This is a genomic window from Fusicatenibacter saccharivorans, from assembly GCF_027667425.1.
Taxonomy (GTDB): Bacteria; Bacillota; Clostridia; order Lachnospirales; family Lachnospiraceae; genus Fusicatenibacter; species Fusicatenibacter saccharivorans.
Genome location: NZ_JAQEGR010000007.1, coordinates 68982 through 84674 on the forward strand (window position 1 = coordinate 68982; position 15693 = coordinate 84674).

General features: G+C 45.2%; 16 protein-coding genes and 3 tRNA genes. 17 read left to right on the top strand and 2 right to left on the bottom strand.

The window, feature by feature from the left end:
* Nucleotides 1-171 precede the first annotated feature (171 nt).
* The 17 genes from PGS38_RS08095 (at nucleotide 172) to PGS38_RS08175 (ending at nucleotide 13519) form a co-directional block, all read left to right on the top strand.
* The gene (locus PGS38_RS08095; protein ID WP_158565894.1) at nucleotides 172-1302 is read left to right on the top strand and encodes a WYL domain-containing protein; all 1131 of its coding nucleotides are present in this window, start codon (nucleotides 172-174) and stop codon (nucleotides 1300-1302) included.
* 90 nt (nucleotides 1303-1392) lie between these two features.
* On the top strand, nucleotides 1393-1674 hold the full coding sequence (locus PGS38_RS08100) for a hypothetical protein (protein WP_117509814.1): 282 nt from the start codon (nucleotides 1393-1395) through the stop codon (nucleotides 1672-1674).
* 128 nt (nucleotides 1675-1802) lie between these two features.
* Complete coding sequence (locus tag PGS38_RS08105) at nucleotides 1803-2291, top strand: HAD domain-containing protein (protein WP_118640475.1); 489 nt, start codon at nucleotides 1803-1805, stop codon at nucleotides 2289-2291.
* Nucleotides 2292-2394: 103 nt separating this feature from the next.
* Nucleotides 2395-2829 (top strand): hypothetical protein, encoded by a 435-nt coding sequence (locus tag PGS38_RS08110; RefSeq protein WP_117814087.1) that lies wholly within the window; start codon nucleotides 2395-2397, stop codon nucleotides 2827-2829.
* A 197-nt stretch (nucleotides 2830-3026) separates the two neighbouring features.
* Complete coding sequence (locus tag PGS38_RS08115; protein WP_156327583.1) at nucleotides 3027-3188, top strand: hypothetical protein; 162 nt, start codon at nucleotides 3027-3029, stop codon at nucleotides 3186-3188.
* 12 nt (nucleotides 3189-3200) lie between these two features.
* Nucleotides 3201-3305, top strand: a tRNA-OTHER gene (locus PGS38_RS08120).
* 54 nt (nucleotides 3306-3359) lie between these two features.
* Nucleotides 3360-3950: a GNAT family N-acetyltransferase gene (locus PGS38_RS08125; protein ID WP_055228064.1), complete on the top strand. Its 591-nt coding sequence runs from the start codon at nucleotides 3360-3362 to the stop codon at nucleotides 3948-3950.
* Nucleotides 3940-4506 (top strand): hypothetical protein, encoded by a 567-nt coding sequence (locus PGS38_RS08130; RefSeq protein ID WP_055228063.1) that lies wholly within the window; start codon nucleotides 3940-3942, stop codon nucleotides 4504-4506. The genes PGS38_RS08125 and PGS38_RS08130 overlap by 11 nt, the downstream gene beginning before the upstream one ends.
* Before the next feature lie 49 nt (nucleotides 4507-4555).
* The gene (locus PGS38_RS08135) at nucleotides 4556-5866 is read left to right on the top strand and encodes a hypothetical protein (RefSeq protein WP_055228062.1); all 1311 of its coding nucleotides are present in this window, start codon (nucleotides 4556-4558) and stop codon (nucleotides 5864-5866) included.
* Nucleotides 5867-5880: 14 nt separating this feature from the next.
* The gene (locus tag PGS38_RS08140) at nucleotides 5881-6705 is read left to right on the top strand and encodes a hypothetical protein (protein ID WP_055228061.1); all 825 of its coding nucleotides are present in this window, start codon (nucleotides 5881-5883) and stop codon (nucleotides 6703-6705) included.
* Nucleotides 6702-7193, top strand: a complete 492-nt coding sequence (locus PGS38_RS08145; RefSeq protein ID WP_055228060.1) for a P-loop NTPase family protein — start codon at nucleotides 6702-6704, stop codon at nucleotides 7191-7193. The genes PGS38_RS08140 and PGS38_RS08145 overlap by 4 nt, the downstream gene beginning before the upstream one ends.
* Nucleotides 7194-7296: 103 nt before the next feature.
* Nucleotides 7297-9363, top strand: a complete 2067-nt coding sequence (locus PGS38_RS08150) for an AAA family ATPase (protein WP_055228059.1) — start codon at nucleotides 7297-7299, stop codon at nucleotides 9361-9363.
* A gap of 198 nt (nucleotides 9364-9561) precedes the next feature.
* Nucleotides 9562-10188 carry an HD domain-containing protein gene (locus PGS38_RS08155; RefSeq protein ID WP_055228058.1) on the top strand — a complete coding sequence of 209 codons (627 nt, stop codon included), beginning with the start codon at nucleotides 9562-9564 and terminating at the stop codon, nucleotides 10186-10188.
* 345 nt (nucleotides 10189-10533) lie between these two features.
* Nucleotides 10534-10656 (top strand) — tRNA-Phe (locus PGS38_RS08160).
* 189 nt (nucleotides 10657-10845) lie between these two features.
* Nucleotides 10846-12333, top strand: coding sequence for a DUF2828 family protein (locus PGS38_RS08165; RefSeq protein WP_243030547.1), 1488 nt, complete (start codon nucleotides 10846-10848; stop codon nucleotides 12331-12333).
* A 97-nt stretch (nucleotides 12334-12430) separates the two neighbouring features.
* On the top strand, nucleotides 12431-13120 hold the full coding sequence (locus tag PGS38_RS08170; protein ID WP_117814101.1) for a hypothetical protein: 690 nt from the start codon (nucleotides 12431-12433) through the stop codon (nucleotides 13118-13120).
* Nucleotides 13121-13400: 280 nt separating this feature from the next.
* A tRNA-Phe gene (locus tag PGS38_RS08175) sits at nucleotides 13401-13519 on the top strand.
* Between the two features lie 271 nt (nucleotides 13520-13790).
* Here the strand turns inward: PGS38_RS08175 and PGS38_RS08180 are convergent.
* Together PGS38_RS08180 and PGS38_RS08185 are read right to left on the bottom strand one after the other, a co-directional pair.
* The gene (locus PGS38_RS08180) at nucleotides 13791-14978 is read right to left on the bottom strand and encodes a pyridoxal phosphate-dependent aminotransferase (protein WP_118594852.1); all 1188 of its coding nucleotides are present in this window, start codon (nucleotides 14976-14978) and stop codon (nucleotides 13791-13793) included.
* 55 nt (nucleotides 14979-15033) lie between these two features.
* The gene (locus tag PGS38_RS08185; protein WP_243037969.1) at nucleotides 15034-15690 is read right to left on the bottom strand and encodes a glycerol-3-phosphate acyltransferase; all 657 of its coding nucleotides are present in this window, start codon (nucleotides 15688-15690) and stop codon (nucleotides 15034-15036) included.
* Nucleotides 15691-15693: the final 3 nt, after the last annotated feature.

Below are 15693 nucleotides of genomic sequence, written 5' to 3' on the forward strand. Positions count from 1 at the left end.
AGGCGTTATACAAATGACGCTTATAACTGCTAGAATGACCTCAACAAAGGAAAAGATCGAAAATTAAATGTAGCCAGGGAAAAATCCAGCAACTGGATACTCAGATTAAGTGGAGGAATACAAACAATGGGCTTAAAGAACGATATAAAATTTAAAATTTTACAGGAGCTAATGCAAGAGACAAATATAGAAAGACCAATATCCATTTGGAAACTGCGCGATGCTGTTTATGGGGAAATTTCCGTAGAGGGAGACAAAGAGAAGAAAAAGAACAAACGCGATAACCAGATCAGAACTGTAAAAAAGGATGTCTTTGAACTGGAAGCGGAAGGCATTGTTACGATCACCGAGATGGATGAGGATGGAAAGATAGATAATAAAAAGAATATTATCTATTACAATCATCCATTGAGTCAGAAAAAACTGCCATTTCTGATTGAACATATTTTTACCATGACAGCAACGATGGAGGAAAAACAGGAAATTATTCGAGATCTGATCACCTGTGCCGGAGTAGGAAATATTAAGAAATATCATTGCTATCTGGAAAGGTTTTCCCCGGAATATTTATTAGATGATGTGGGAAAAGCGAAGGTTTCAAAAGAACGGAAATATCCGAAAATACCGCAGATGGAAGGCGAAGAGGTCGTCCGCCGGGCAGAACCGTGCCACTATACAAATCTGCATGAGAATATGAGCAGAATCTTTGAAGCACTGAGCAATCAGACAGGACAGTTTTTTCGGAAAATCTCATTTAAACTCATACAGTATACGAAATCAGGGGAGCGTGCTTATGTCGATGGTGGAAAGGTCTATGTCATTTCACCTTATTTCATCAGCAGTTCAAATGGGAAACTGTGGCTGGTTGGAAACCATGAGCCGTATCAGGGTTTGTCCAATTATCCGATTGAACGCATGGACGAAATTCAGGTGCTTGAGCCGGGAGAGGGAAGATACCGTCCGATGTCTGAATTGGAAGACGAGAACAAGAAGCTGGATAAGTATCGTTATGTAGCAGAACACCAGGGTGGCAGCTATGGCAGTGTGGAACCCATCATTTTACGGGTGCGGAAAACGCCAAATGCTTATACGATCATGTATCATACGTTTGATGATGAGTTTTATTTCCTAAAGGGTGGAACAGAGGAATATGATCGGGTGCTGGTATATCGAACCGCGTATTTTATGGCAAACTGGGCGATGATGAATTCAAGGGATGTCATCGTGGAGACGCCGTCTGTACAGGAACTGATCCGAAATAAAATGAAAGAACTGGAAGGGCTTTATCAGACCAATGAATAAACCAGAAGTTCAATGAAAAATTCTGGAAAGTGTGTAAAAATAGGGAAATATAAAAATTTTTGCAGGGTGCGTAAGGAGGCGTTTGTTACGATGACAGAACAAGGTAAGGTTCATTATCTACTGGTGCGTGGCTATGAGGAATTTCATGATGAGGATGAGTGGCTTGGAATTTATTCCACTTGGGAAAATGCAATTGCTGCATATGAGAGAGAACATGCTGCGCTGGAAAGAGAAAAGGCGAGAGATCTGGAAACCTTTGGCGAACGGGCTATGCAGCTTGCCATGCGTGAAGAAATCCAGATTCACAGCTTTGAGGAAACGACGGGGAGATGGCGATACCATCTCCAGTCAAAAGAAAATCTGCAGAAATGAAAAATGGAATTGTAGTATGAATTATTTTTTTGTTCCGCAAGAAGCGTTACACAAACAACGCCTATTGCGGATAGAATAGGCACATAACAAAAAGCTGTTTCAGATCCAAGGTCAGGGAGGAAAGATACATGTGTAAAAGACATAAACGTTTTGTGATATTTCTGGATGTTGACGGAGTGCTGAATACCACAACCACAGTCCAGAAAACCCCGGATGGATATACGGGGATTGATGATGCACGAGTGGAAGTCCTGGCAAAGACAATTGAAAAAATTGGTGGAGCAGATCTTGTTTTGTCTTCCGACTGGAAAGAAGTGAAACCGACAGATGATGATTATGTGTATCTCATTTCTAAACTTGCTTTGTGCGGGCTGTCGATCGATGGGCAGACACAGGATCAGATGTACAAAAGGGGAGAAGGGATTTTGAAATACCTGAAAGCACATCCGGAGATTGAAGAGTATGTAGTTCTGGATGACTGCAGATTTGACTTTCAAAAGGACCGAAAACTCTGGGAACATCTGCTGCTCACCAATGGAATCGAAAACGCACAATTTGCATCGGAAACCCCGGCGGTGGAGGCAATCGTGTTTAGGGATTATCTGAAGCTGTTTTGAAACAGGAGTACTCAAATGAGAAAGAGAATCAGCAGAATGATAGGAAATATATTGTAAAGTGACAAAAAAGTTTTTCTGCGCCAGATACTGAAGGAGGAGCAAAATGAAAAATCAAATTACAAAAGAAACCGTCTATCGTATCCCAGCTGATGTGAAGAGAGAAAGTGCTGTGACCCTGCAGGAAAAGCATCTGCTTCAGAAATTCACCAATATTCTCCGCGAGGATGGGAAAAATTACTGGTTCAATGCGGAGAGATTTCTGCGGACAGCGGAAGAATACAACTTTACAGTTTCAAGCATGATGAGAGACATCGAATTATCAGAGTATGTGGAGGAAGAAGAGATTCCAAGTCTTAAGACGCTTCGCAGATTACTCAATTATTGTGAATATCCAGATGAGAAGCTTGTGGTCGGAATTCAGGCGATTAAACGGATTGGAAAAGCGCTGTACGGGAATCAAAATGCGTTCCTTGAAATTATCGATGAAGAGAGTCTTAGCTGCATGGCAGAGCAGTATCTGAAGATTCGGGAACAGTGAAAGTAAAATCCTGTGAAACAGAAAAGTGGCCAAAAGAGTGTCCACATGCAGGAACGGTTCCATGATAAGATAAGGCATACCCGGAAAGTAAACCACAAGTTCAATGCAAACGACGGAGAGACGTGGAATAATAGGAGTACATAAGAGCTCCGGCGGATGCATCAGAATACAGGACAGATCAGGAGGAACAACTCGATATGACGTTGAACGAACTTTTCGCAATTCAGGAAGCAGACGTAACAAAAGAATTCCTGTTGAAAGCCGGCTGGAGTGAGATCGCAGAAGAACCGGCGGAGATATTCCGGCGGAGCAGGCTGGTTCCTGACAGAGTGGAATCACATAAGGAATACAAAAGTTAAAAGAGAAATATGAGTGAGGTAGCTCAGCCATGGTAGAGCAGAGAAACCAAGCCGATCATGGGTGTGGTCGGTACAGCAAAAGATCTATTGTCGCTGGTTCGATTCCAGCCCTCACTCCTGAAACATGAAAACTCACAGTCAACGTACAAAAGAATGGAGACGAGATCACAAATGAACACAGGATCTGCAATCGAAACTGAAAGATTATTCCTTCTCCCAAGCCGGACGGACAGAGACTCCGAGGCATTTTTACAAATGCTGCGGGATGATGGCGACTTCTACATATTCTGCGGAGTCAGCCCATCCGAAAAACATGTGATGGGGTTTGCCAACTACTTTGAGAGAACCGATCATGAGCTTTGCACCTATTCCATTTTTCCCAAACAGCAGAAAGACAAGTTTATTGGTTACGTAGGCGTACATAGAGAAATGGAAGACGAATACGAAATTGAATTTTATATCGCCAGAGAATACCGAAGAAACGGCTACTGTGAAGAAGCCAGCCGAGAGCTGATTAATCAGCTCTTTGGTGATGGGGTTTCTGCAAACGGAAAGAATCTTTTCATCGATAAGCTGTATGTGACAACCCAGACAGAAAATGAACCAACGATCAGCCTGCTGCGGAAGCTGGGGTTCAGAGAAGTAGAGGACGGCCCGGTCATGGTTGTGCTGGGTAACATTTTCGAAAAAGAAGATAATTTTTTCGCACACGAAGTAGTAAAACTGGTACTGACAAAGGAGGAGTTTTCTGATGGCAATTAAATTTGAAGAACTGAGAAAATATGTTGCACGCAATGTCCGCTTATCCATCTGTTTTGAGGATGGTTATTACCACGATTATCTGATGATGTCAGACATTCCGGAACAGAAATATGCCGGCTTTTACATCTATGGAGTCGGAATGGTGGATGTGGAATTTTACAGAGATGTCTATACGGCTTTGCCGGAACCGGAAGGAGAATGTTGGTGCAGTAAAGATGATACAATGAATCCGGCGATGGAACTTATGATTTCGGAAGAACCGCGGGATATCAAACGGAGTGTGGAACAGAAGCTTTTGTTCCGGGATCTAAAACCGTATCTGCAGATCGGCAGACATTTTTCTATCGTAAATCGAAATGACTGGTCATCTGAATACTATGAATATCGGAGTGAGATACCGGAGAAATACGATGATATGTATGTGTACGGCATCGGAATGGAAGAGTGTCCACATGTTGAGAAAATGTGGATGGATGTTCAGTATGAAACGGTTCACAGAAAGCAGATGGTGATTGTGCTTTCCAATCAGCCGAGAGAAGATCTGAGAACAGAATAAAAGAGAACTTTTTATGCAACGGAAAAAGGAAAGGAAGAGAGCCAGAGATATGGATAGAGATCACACGTTTGATTTACCAGATTTAACAGAAGACTTCTGGAAAACCGTTGTGTTTGCACAGGAGGATCCCCCTTCTGGAATGGGCGGCCCGGGATGTGTATGTCTGCTCAGCAAAGAGGGAAAAGAGTATATTTTCGGATTTGAAGAGACACCATTTTACAAAAGTACCGAGCTTTTCCCGATCTTTGAGACGACCGATGAAAGAATTGGTTATCGTCATAAATATAAAGCAGAAGATCACGGCTGGAAATATCTGGAGAAAGAAAATGCACTGATCCGGGAAGACATTCTGGATGAGTACAGCAAAGCGGCTGCGGAGGCGAAACGGGAAAAGGAAAATTTCTGGCATTTTTATGCCATCGATCTGGCCGGCCGGGCAATTGGCGTGGAGCATCTGGAACGATATGATTACATCGGAAGCGTTCTGTACAGGGAAAGAATGGATCGGGAAATGGCGGAACGCCGGAAAAAACGCGAGAAGGAGAAACTGACGGAGAACGAATTTAACTGGAAGCCGATGCATGTGAACAATATTCCGGACAATTCTGAGATGGGCGTTTACGCACTGTTGATGAGAAGGAATGACGGAAAAATCAAGGGTGTAAAATACTCGATTCTGTATCAGTACGAGGAGCACAGCCCGATGCTGATATACAGTGATGCAAAGGTGGAAGCCTATATTCTTTTCTACGCGGATTACGATGATATCATCGGTCCGTGGGATTATCATTCTGTCAGCAGACAGGAATGTGCAGAGCTTTACGGAAAAGAAAATCATTTTCCGCCGGAATTGGCATATTATGACTGGATTACGTTTTCAGATGGTGATATTCATAACTTCGGCAGATTTCTCCGCACATTCCAAAGTCTGGAAGAAGCTAAAGCATATGCGATGTATTATGCGAATGTGAACAGCGGCGGAATCAACAAGAAAACAATTCTGAAACAGGAGGAGGAATCCAGAATCGAAGATCATGTGAACCGTATTGCACATTACGAAGCATATCAGATGTATCGAAAATATTATAAAGAAATTCTGGATGCTATCAGCGAAGAAAACTGTTTCCCGGATTCCTGCAGCGGAGGCGGTGTATATCTGCGGGAGGCAATTTTAAAGAAAGTGCCGGAGATCACAGAAGAACAGCTCAGGATGATCTGGAGAGAACTTCCATTTGTGATTGAGAAGAGAACGCAGGACTGGATTGAACGGGAAAAGCAGTTCAGTGAAAATTATATCCGAAAGGCCAAAAAGCGGAAACCCGGGAAAACGAAAAGAACCGCAGATCAGATCGGGAAATAAAGGAGAGGTGCAATATGGGTATTTTAGAATTTCTGGAATGTTTTGATCCACTGACGGAAATCTGCGTTGAAGATGCCACGGAAGTCGTGTTTGAAGGAAGGGCAGAAGATTTTCCTGAAGAAAAGGATAAGGCCTATATCATCGTTCCGTCTCGCACAAACAACAGAGATGGCGTGATTAGGCTGTTTGTTTCGAAACAGGAATATTTGGAGAAAAAGTGCGGGCAAAATAAAATATATGTACTGGATGCACTTTTGGCTATTCTGTATTCTGTTATGAGAAAAAATTCTGAAGCAAAACAGGTATTTCTTACCATGGTGGAAAAAGCGGAGGACTATAATGAAATACTGCAGAAGTGGGAAAAAGCTCCTGAGAAAGAAAAAGAGCCGCTTGAACGGGAAAAACAGGGGAGATGGAAAGCTTTTCTGGAGGAAAAAGAGCATCTTCTTCGGGAAATGAAACAAATAGAACCACTTTGGGATATTTCGGGTCAGTGGATCGGATACAGCCAGGAAGAGCTGGAGTATTTTGCAGAGTATCTGGTAAGAAGAAAGAACATGCTTCTGGAAAGAAAACACACGCTGGAAGCACAAAGCTGGGCACAATGCCATGAAGATGAACTTTGCCAGATCATGAAAGCGGACTACCCAAATGAGGGGATTGCAGCGTTGGCACTGGAAAAGCAGTATGGACTGGATGAACAGCAGGCCAGAATGATTTTCGATTTGAGATTTCGATTCATGTTTGGAACAGCCAGAGATCTGGTAGAACGAGACAATATGGTAATTGGACGTATGCTTGAAATTTTTCTGAAAGATGAGGGAGGGGCAGAAGGATGATTTTCCTGGCGGGATCTGCGGCGAGCGGAAAAACGAAAAAAGCGGTTGCATATGGCTGGAAAGAGCGAAAAACCAGCGAGGATGGAGTTCTCCTTTTTTCACTGCAGCATGAAAAGAAGGAGATGTGGAAGATTCTGCAGAGCATGTACGGGCAGGAGGAGCTTTCCAAGATAGAAATTGATGATACACCAGCGATGATGGTGGAGAGAATGGCAGAAATCATAGCGCAGAAAGCAGAGAATGGAGCAATTTCTGTTTTTGTGATTGATGAAGTGCCGATGATGACAAGCAGAAAAAATTTTGCCGACAGAAAAGAAGAGCTGCGGTATATGATTGGCTTGCTGGGAAACTGCGAGAAAAAAGAACATGTTGTGATTGTAGCCGTTATTCCAGTGTCGAAATACTGTACAGAAATGCAGAAGAAAAAAGAAGTAAGTACCTGTTATGGAGAAATAGAAAAACCAGAAAATTGTCTGGTTTTCGTATAGACAAGAACCTGTCCACATATGGGATACGGCAGGTGGTAAGATAGCAGGTAGAAAGAGACAACAGAAGGATTACCAGTAAAAGCTCCAAGGGAGGTAGCAGCGAATGATTCTTTACAAATACACAGCAGACTGTTCAAAACTGAATCTGGAACAGGAGGATTCAACGAAGGAAGGATATGAGCGTCTCTATTCCAGACGGAGTGATGCTGCGGAATGGAACAGCAAGTTTTACACTGCCTACCGTACAGAAAAGAAGTTTTTCATTATGATCAGTGATATTCTGAATGGTCAGATGACGATTGTGGCTGCACTTGAGATGGAAGTGGTTCCCCGGGTATGTGTGGATTGTATTCAGAAGATACTGCCGGAAATTGAGTTGCTTGCGTATGAGGAGATCACAAATGATGCGTTTTGCAAAGAACTGGTTCGGGCAGAACGGAATAACTGGACGGAGTGTTACAGCGGGTCGCTGAAGGAAAAATTAAAACTTGCGATAGAACCAGAACATCACAGTTTTTTTGAACCTGTTGCGTATCAGGTAAGTGAACGGATTTATACCGCTCAAAATATGACCAGACAAAAGCAGGCGGAGCAGATGCAGGAAATTATGGCATCGGAAAGCTTCTATGACGAAATGGAGCGGATTTACGCCCCGGAAAATGAAAAACGTTTTGTTGGGCATCCGGTTCATTATCTGATCACAGCCGGTGACAAAGCGGCTGCGGATGATATGATAGATCTTCTGATTCCGGCACTGCTGGAGAATCAACGATTGCTGAGCGGCAGAGTTTACGATGTGCAGAAGATGACATACAAGGCAGAGCGGGAAGATAATTTTGACAATATTTTCTCCAGTGCTAGAGGCGGAACAGTGATTCTGAATCTGGAAGGTGAAAAGAGTACAGGAATGTATGCCACCGGCAATTATGATCTGGCGAAAACACTTGGGAAGAAACTGAATGAGTATGGAAATTCTACATTGTTTATCTTTGTGGACATTTCCGGAAGCCGCAGCGTATCGGATGAGACGATAGCGGAAATTCTTTCCAACGCGGATCTGATTCAGATTCAGGAAGGCCAGGGAGATCTGGAACGGGCGACGGGCTATTTGAAACGTCTGGCGGATAAGACAGAGTATCACGACTACACGATAGAAGAGCTGACGCGGTATCTTCCGAAAGAAAAGAAATTGTATTCTGTATCGGATATCTTTTCTGCCTACAACAGATGGTACGGAAGCGGATTAAAAACGCATATTTACAAGGCCTACAAACAAAAAGACCTCGTCAAAATTCAACTGAAAAAGAAGACAGACAAGCCGTATGTGGAGCTGCAGAAAATGGTAGGCCTGTCGGATGTAAAGAAAGTGACAGATGAGATTCTGGCGGCGGCCAAAATGCAGAAAATGCGGAAACAGATGGGTCTTCCGGGGGTTCAGTCATCCATGCATATGCTGTTTTCCGGAAATCCAGGGACAGCAAAGACAACCGTGGCGCGTCTGCTATCCCAGGTCTTGAAGGAAGAGGAAGTGCTGAAATATGGCCACATTGTAGAGTGCGGCAGACAGGATCTGGTCGGAAAATATGTCGGCTGGACGGCACAGATTGTTGAGAGTAAATTTCAGGCGGCGCGTGGCGGCATTCTGTTTATCGATGAGGCGTATTCTCTTGTAGAAGACAACCGCACGTATGGCGCCGAGGCGATCAATACCATTGTGCAGGAGATGGAGAATTACCGGGATGAGGTCATTGTCATTTTTGCAGGATATCCGGAGAAGATGAAGGAGTTTCTGGAGCAGAATGAAGGTCTTGCAAGCCGCATTGCCTTTCACCTGAATTTCCCGGATTACTCACCGGTAGAACTGACGCAGATTCTGGATCTGATGCTGGAAAAATCGGAATACCGGATGGACGAAAGAACAAGGGAAAAATGCTTTTCCATCTGCGCCGATGCCTGTCGGGAAGAAAATTACGGCAATGGACGGTTTGTCAGAAACCTGCTGGACCACGCTATCATGCGCCAGGCAGACCGCCTCATTCGGGAACATCAGAATGGTACGCTGGAAAAAGAGGAGGCCTGTCTTCTGACGGCGGACGATTTCGAGATGATCGGACTGAAAAAGAAACCGCAGAGTCGGCAGATCGGATTCTGTGCCGGGCGAACAGCATAAAAAATCAGCAAAAAAAATTAAACCAGCGGTTAAGTGCAGAAAACGAAAGCATGTGATACAGTATATGCATGAAGATTGCGGGAGTGCAAAGCACGTAGCAATCTGGTATCAAAGGGGTCAAAAAACCTTTTGACCCCAACATCTATACATAACAAAACACGGATATTTATAAAAAGACCAGAAAGGGGGAATGAACACATGAAGTTAAGCGAGCTGTTGAATGTGTTGAAAACAGCAGAAACTGTGGAAGAGATGGATATGAGACGAGAAGAAATCGCAGCACTGATTCCGGCCGTACGAACCATGTTCGGCTATGATCAGAAGAACAGTGCACATCAGTATGACTTATGGATGCATTCCCTCCATGTGGTCTGCAATCTTCCGCGGAGGATGGAAAATGATATGGTCTATCTGGCGGCGCTGCTGCACGATATCGGAAAGCCTGAAGCTCAGTGCAGGGGAAAACGCGAGGGTGATCCGGACATGCATTACTACGGTCATCCCGAAAAAAGCATGGAAATCGTGCGCGATATCGTGATCCCGGAGCTGGACCGGCAGGGGTATGTGATTCCGTGTTTCGATGTACAGGAGCTCCTGTATTATGTGAAGTATCATGATGACCACGTCAGTGTGAAATTAAAGCACGTCAGACGCCATACGAAAATGGCCAGCTTTGCGATGTTTCAAAACCTGATGCTGCTACAGCTGGCAGATGCCAAAGCACATATCCAGATCCCTGTTATCGCCGAACGGGCAGAAATCTGCGGACGGCTTGCCGGGGAGGAAGGCAGACTTCTCTATCAGAAAATTCTGGATGGGGAGTAGGCTGATGAGCCGAAGCTGTAAAAAAACGCCCGTCAGCAAAGGCCGATGCAAAAATTTCCGTTGGGCAAAGCGCGCGGCAAATAAGAGGGTTCGACGGGCGAAAACACTGTGGGGAAAATCAAAAGCATTTCGAAAAATTTCTGAGACATGGGATATCTGCGACTGGAAATTTTACGGTGAGAGATCCTGGAATCCGAATCGGGAAGAAAAAAATCACTGGGAAAAATGCTATTACAGAAAATGATCTGGAAAAGATGCATGAAACCATGGATGAATTATGAACCAAGATCCCGAAAGGAAATCCTGAGCTGGGGACAGAAGACAGAAACACTAAAATAACAGAATAAGGCGGTAGTTTAACGGGCAAAACCTGTGCAGAAAAAAAGGTTTCATGTTTGTGGAACACACAGCAACTTTTTGAGGAGAATAGGGAGGCACAGAATGCAGGTTCAAGTCCTGCCCGCCTTACGCGAGTGAGGTAGCTTAAAAGAAAGAGCGCGAAAAAACGGTCATGTGCGTGACCGTAACGGCAAACTTTTTTCCAGTGGTAATGGCGAAGATGCCGGTTCAAATCCGGCCCTCACTCAGAAAAAAACAGAAGAGCAAACGAGAAAGAATGGAGTCCATAGATCCAGAAAAGGATGTCTGGAGAAAACAGTGGAACGAAGGAAAGGAGCGGCAGCGATGGATTTTGCAGAATGGATACGGGAGCAGGCGACAAAAACTTATACAGAAAATGGAGCAGTAGCACGGAACACAACCGGCGATGCGCGGCTGGATCTGTTTGCGACAATTGGATCCCTGCGCAGAGCGGATCCGGAAAGAATTGAGCTTCTGTTTGCGGAAGCATATCAGGCAGACCCGCTGTTCGCATTGAAAATCCTGTTTTATGCGCGTGATATCCGGGAAGGTCTCGGCGAGAGACGTGTCTTTCGGATTCTACTACAGTATCTTGCCGAGTACCATCCGCAGGCAGTTATTGCCAACCTTGATCTGATTGGTGTTTTCGGCCGTTTTGACGACTGGTACTGCCTGATCGGAACTGGCGTTGAGGACGAGATGTGGAGTGCCATGAAGCAGCAGCTGGAAGCAGATCTGAAAAACTTTCAGGAGAGAAAAAGCGTTTCCCTGCTTGCTAAATGGATCAAAACGGCAGACTCTAAAAATACGGAGACGAGAAAACTCGGCATTCTGACGGCGCAGAAACTCGGCTATCCTGTTTACAACTTCAAAAGAATCGTCCGTTCTCTGCGGAAATATATCGGTGTGCTGGAAGTGAAAATGTCAGAAAGAAAGTGGGAGGAGATCGTTTACCCGGAGGTCTCCGGAAGAGCCATGATGATTTACAGGAGCGCATTTCGAAAACATGATGAAAAGCGTTTTAACCAGTATCTGTCGAAGGCACTGGATGGAAAAGAAAAGATTCATGCGGAGACGCTGTACCCGTACGATCTCGTGGAAAAAGTTCTGTATGGACGTCAATGGAATCAGGTATTGGAGGCGCAGTGGAGGCAGCTGCCGGATTATGTGGCGCAGGAAACGAATGCAATTGTCATTGCAGATGTTTCCGGTTCCATGAGTGGAAGACCCTTGGCGACATCCATTGGTCTTGCTATTTACTTTGCAGAGCGGAACCGGGGCGCTTACCACAATCTTTTCATGACGTTCAGCCAGAAGCCGGAATTTGTTTCTCTGAGAGGGGAAACCTTGCTGCAGAAAATCAAATACGTCGAGCGTACGGAATGGGGGATGAATACTAATCTTCAGGCTGCATTTGAGCGGGTTCTGGAAACAGCGATGGATCACGATGTACCGCCGGAAGAAATGCCGAAAGCGCTGATCGTTGTATCTGACATGGAGATCGACAGATGCGGAGACCGCAATTGGATGTTTTATGATCATATGAAAGAAAAGTACGAGTATTGCGGCTACCAATTACCGAATATTATTTTCTGGAATGTAGACAGTCGAAACGATATTTTCCATGCCGACAGTCGGAGAAAAGGTGTCCAGCTATACAGCGGCCAGTCGGTTACGACATTCCAGAATCTCCTGAACAATATTGACAGCACGCCGGTTAAATCGATGGAAAAAGTGATTGAGAGCGAGCGGTACGCATGCGTCAGAATTGGAAATGCGGCATAAAAATGTTAAAGTTAGCAGTATGGATAGAAAGCTTTCAAAAGATGTAAAGCTGATATTGAAAAAAAGAATGCAGAAGAATAAAGGAAAAGAGGACACTATGGCATCAAGCATGATTCACTTGGCAATTGTACAGGAGATGAGAAAGAAAGTCTCGTTTCGAGATATCAACCGCCTGTTCCTTGGGGTGATTCTGCCGGATGGGGCGGTGGCGGGAAATAGCCATTTAAAGAAGAAAATCTGCGAAAATACCAGATACACATACGATCTCGAATGTTTCCGCGACAGATACGGGAAATACATGGAGAAGGATGATTTATATCTCGGCTATTATCTTCATCTGATCCAGGATATGCTGTATCGGAGATTTATGTATGGGGAGCATGGCTGGAATTCGAGCGTTCCTGGAAATGTAGAAAAACTGCATCGTGACTACGAGATATTAAATGAATATGTTTCGAAAAAATATGGACTTTTCCAGGAAATGATCCAGGAGCTGGATCTTACAGAAGAGCCATTGGCACAGCTTGCTGAATTCGATGTGAAAGGTCTTATAAAAGAAGTCCGCGGGGAATTCGTCCAGAGAAAAGAAGAGAAATTGTCCATCCTTACCAGACAAATGGCCAACGAGTACATCGTACGCGCGACGGAATTCTGCGTGGAAGAGCTAAAGGCACTGTCCAAAGGGAAATCAGGTCTGGACAGTACTGTGTGGAGCTGGGAAAAACCAGAAAACATATCACATGAAAAATTAAACCAGAAGTTAAATGCAAAAATCGAAAATATGTAATATAGTATATACAGAACAAAGCACGGACATTCACAAAAAGAACAGAGACGTGCAGAAAGCAGGAATGCAGCAGACACATTTATGAGTGCAGACCGCAGGCATACAATGTGGGATGTATGAAGCCATGGATGAATTATGAACCAAGGTCTCTGAAGGAAATCCTGAGCTTTAGAGAGAAGGCTGAGGCAGGAAAATAGCATCTCCACCGATGATATAAAGCAAGTCAGAGTGGAACAGCATTTGATACACATCAGTATCCACAAAAAATGTGGCTGAAAATAAGGCGGTAGTTTAACGGGCAAAACCTGTGCAGAAAAATGTTTCATGTTTGTGGAACGTACAGCAAATTTTTCGTAGAGGATAAGGCACAGAATGCAGGTTCAAGTCCTGCCCGCCTTATGCGATTGAGATAGCTCAAAAGAAAGGAGCGGCAGCGATGGAACAGATCATCGAAAGCGAGCGGTATGCGTGTGTCAGAACAGGGATGTGGAAGAAAAGATGTAAAGTTGTGATTGGAAAACAGGATGTAGGAGAATAAAAGAAAAACGGACGCTGCGTTTCAAAGATGAAGCAGTGTCTGTTTTTTACTATATGTAAGATACCGGGGTCAAAGGGGTCAAAAAGCCTTTTGACCCCAACATCTATTTAAGAAAAGTTGACAGTTGAAAAATTATCCAAAATACTCTCCCGCCAGTTCCTTAAACGCCGGCAGTGCCCGCTCAATCTGCGCAGTAGTAACGCAATAAGCAATCCGCACGAATCCCGGTGCACCGAAATCGTCGCCTGGAACCAGAAGAAGTTCGTACTTTTTCGCTTTCTCACAGAACGCATACGCATCCGGTTCCGGAGTTTTCATGAAGAGATAGAAAGCGCCGTCCGGGTGAACGCAGGTGAAGCCGTAGGCGGTTAATGAATCATACAGCAGATCGCGGTTTTTCTTGTAGACCGAAAGATCAGAAACCTGTCCTGCGCATTTGGCGATGACGTGTTGGATCAGGCTTGGTGCGCAGACGAAGCCGAGGGCGCGTCCGGCACCGCAGACGGCTGCGTAGATGGTTCTTGCATCATCGACCTCATCCGGAACGAGAACGTAGCCGATACGCTCGCCCGGCAGGGAGAGGGATTTGCTGTAGGAGTAGCAGACCAGCGTGTTTTTGTAATATTTTGTCAGATACGGAACTTCCACGTCTCCGTAGACAAGCTCGCGGTACGGTTCATCAACGATCAGATAAATCGGATGGCCGTATTCGGCAGATTTTGCTTCCAGAAAAGCAGCGAGCTTCTGAATGCTTTCTTCTGTGTAGACAACGCCGGACGGATTGTTCGGAGAATTGACGAAAACGCCTTTGGTGTGCGCTGTGACAGCGGCCGAGAGGCGGTCAAAGTCGATCTGGAACGTGGAAGAATCAGCCGGCGTTTCGATCATGGCTGCGCCTGCAGATTCGATGAAAACACGGTATTCCGGAAAGTACGGGGTAAATACGATATACTCGTCGCCCGGAACGGTTAAAGCGCCAAGGACGATGCGGAGCGAAGCGGCTGCACCGCAGGTCATATAGAAGTTGTCGGCATGGAACGCGGTACCAAAGCGTTTGTTCAGGTCGGCTGCAACGGCGGCGCGGGTATCGGCATCGCCTTGCGCGGAGGTGTAGCCGAAGAGATAGTAATCGTCTTTGGAATCAAGCAGCTCCTTGATGGTCTCATGAACGGAGACCGGAGCCGGGACGTTTGGATTTCCGATACTGAAATCAAAGACATTTTCTGATCCGATCTCGGCAGCGCGTTTTTTACTGTATTCGAAAATCTCGCGGATTACCGATTTTTTTGTGCCGAGAGTTACCATTTTTTCTGAAATCATGTGTCAATCCTCCTGAAGTAAATTGTTTGCCGCTGTTTTAAATGAACTGTAAATATTATTCTTTTTTCTGCTTTTTCCTTATTTTAGCAGACAAAGACTGAATTGTAAATGCAGCATTTTCGGTCTCATGCTCCCGCAGGCTGAAAAGATGGCGGAAGCACACCACGAGTGATATCAGCAGACTGCCGAGCCGCACGGACGGAAGAAAGCGGGAAATTTGTGCGGCAACGGCAAACCCGGAGAACGAAACGATCGAGCGCAGACTGTGTGGCTGGATAATGAGAATCAACGAAAACGTCAGATAAAACGCCGCCAGAAGAAGCACCGGCCGCAGATCCGGCAGGAGGCCGAGCAGCACGCCGAACGAGACAGAGATCGCCTTTCCGCCTTTCGCAGGCTGCAGAAACGGCCATGCGTGTCCGGCCACCGGGGCGAGCAGAATCAGGGCGAAAATCCAGGAACCCATCGAAACAGCGGAACTGTGCGCCGCCAGAAACACCGGCAGAAATCCCTTCCCGATATCGCACAGGACGCAGAGCAGTCCAATCCGCGGTCCGGCCACTGAAAAGGCGTTGAAGGCACCGGGATTCTGATCTTCATTCACAGTTCGGACATCCACGTGGCAGAAGTATTTTGGAATCAGGTACGAATACAGTACGCTGCCCGAGAGGTACCCGAAGAAACTATAAAACAGATAAGCAGTAAGCATCATAAG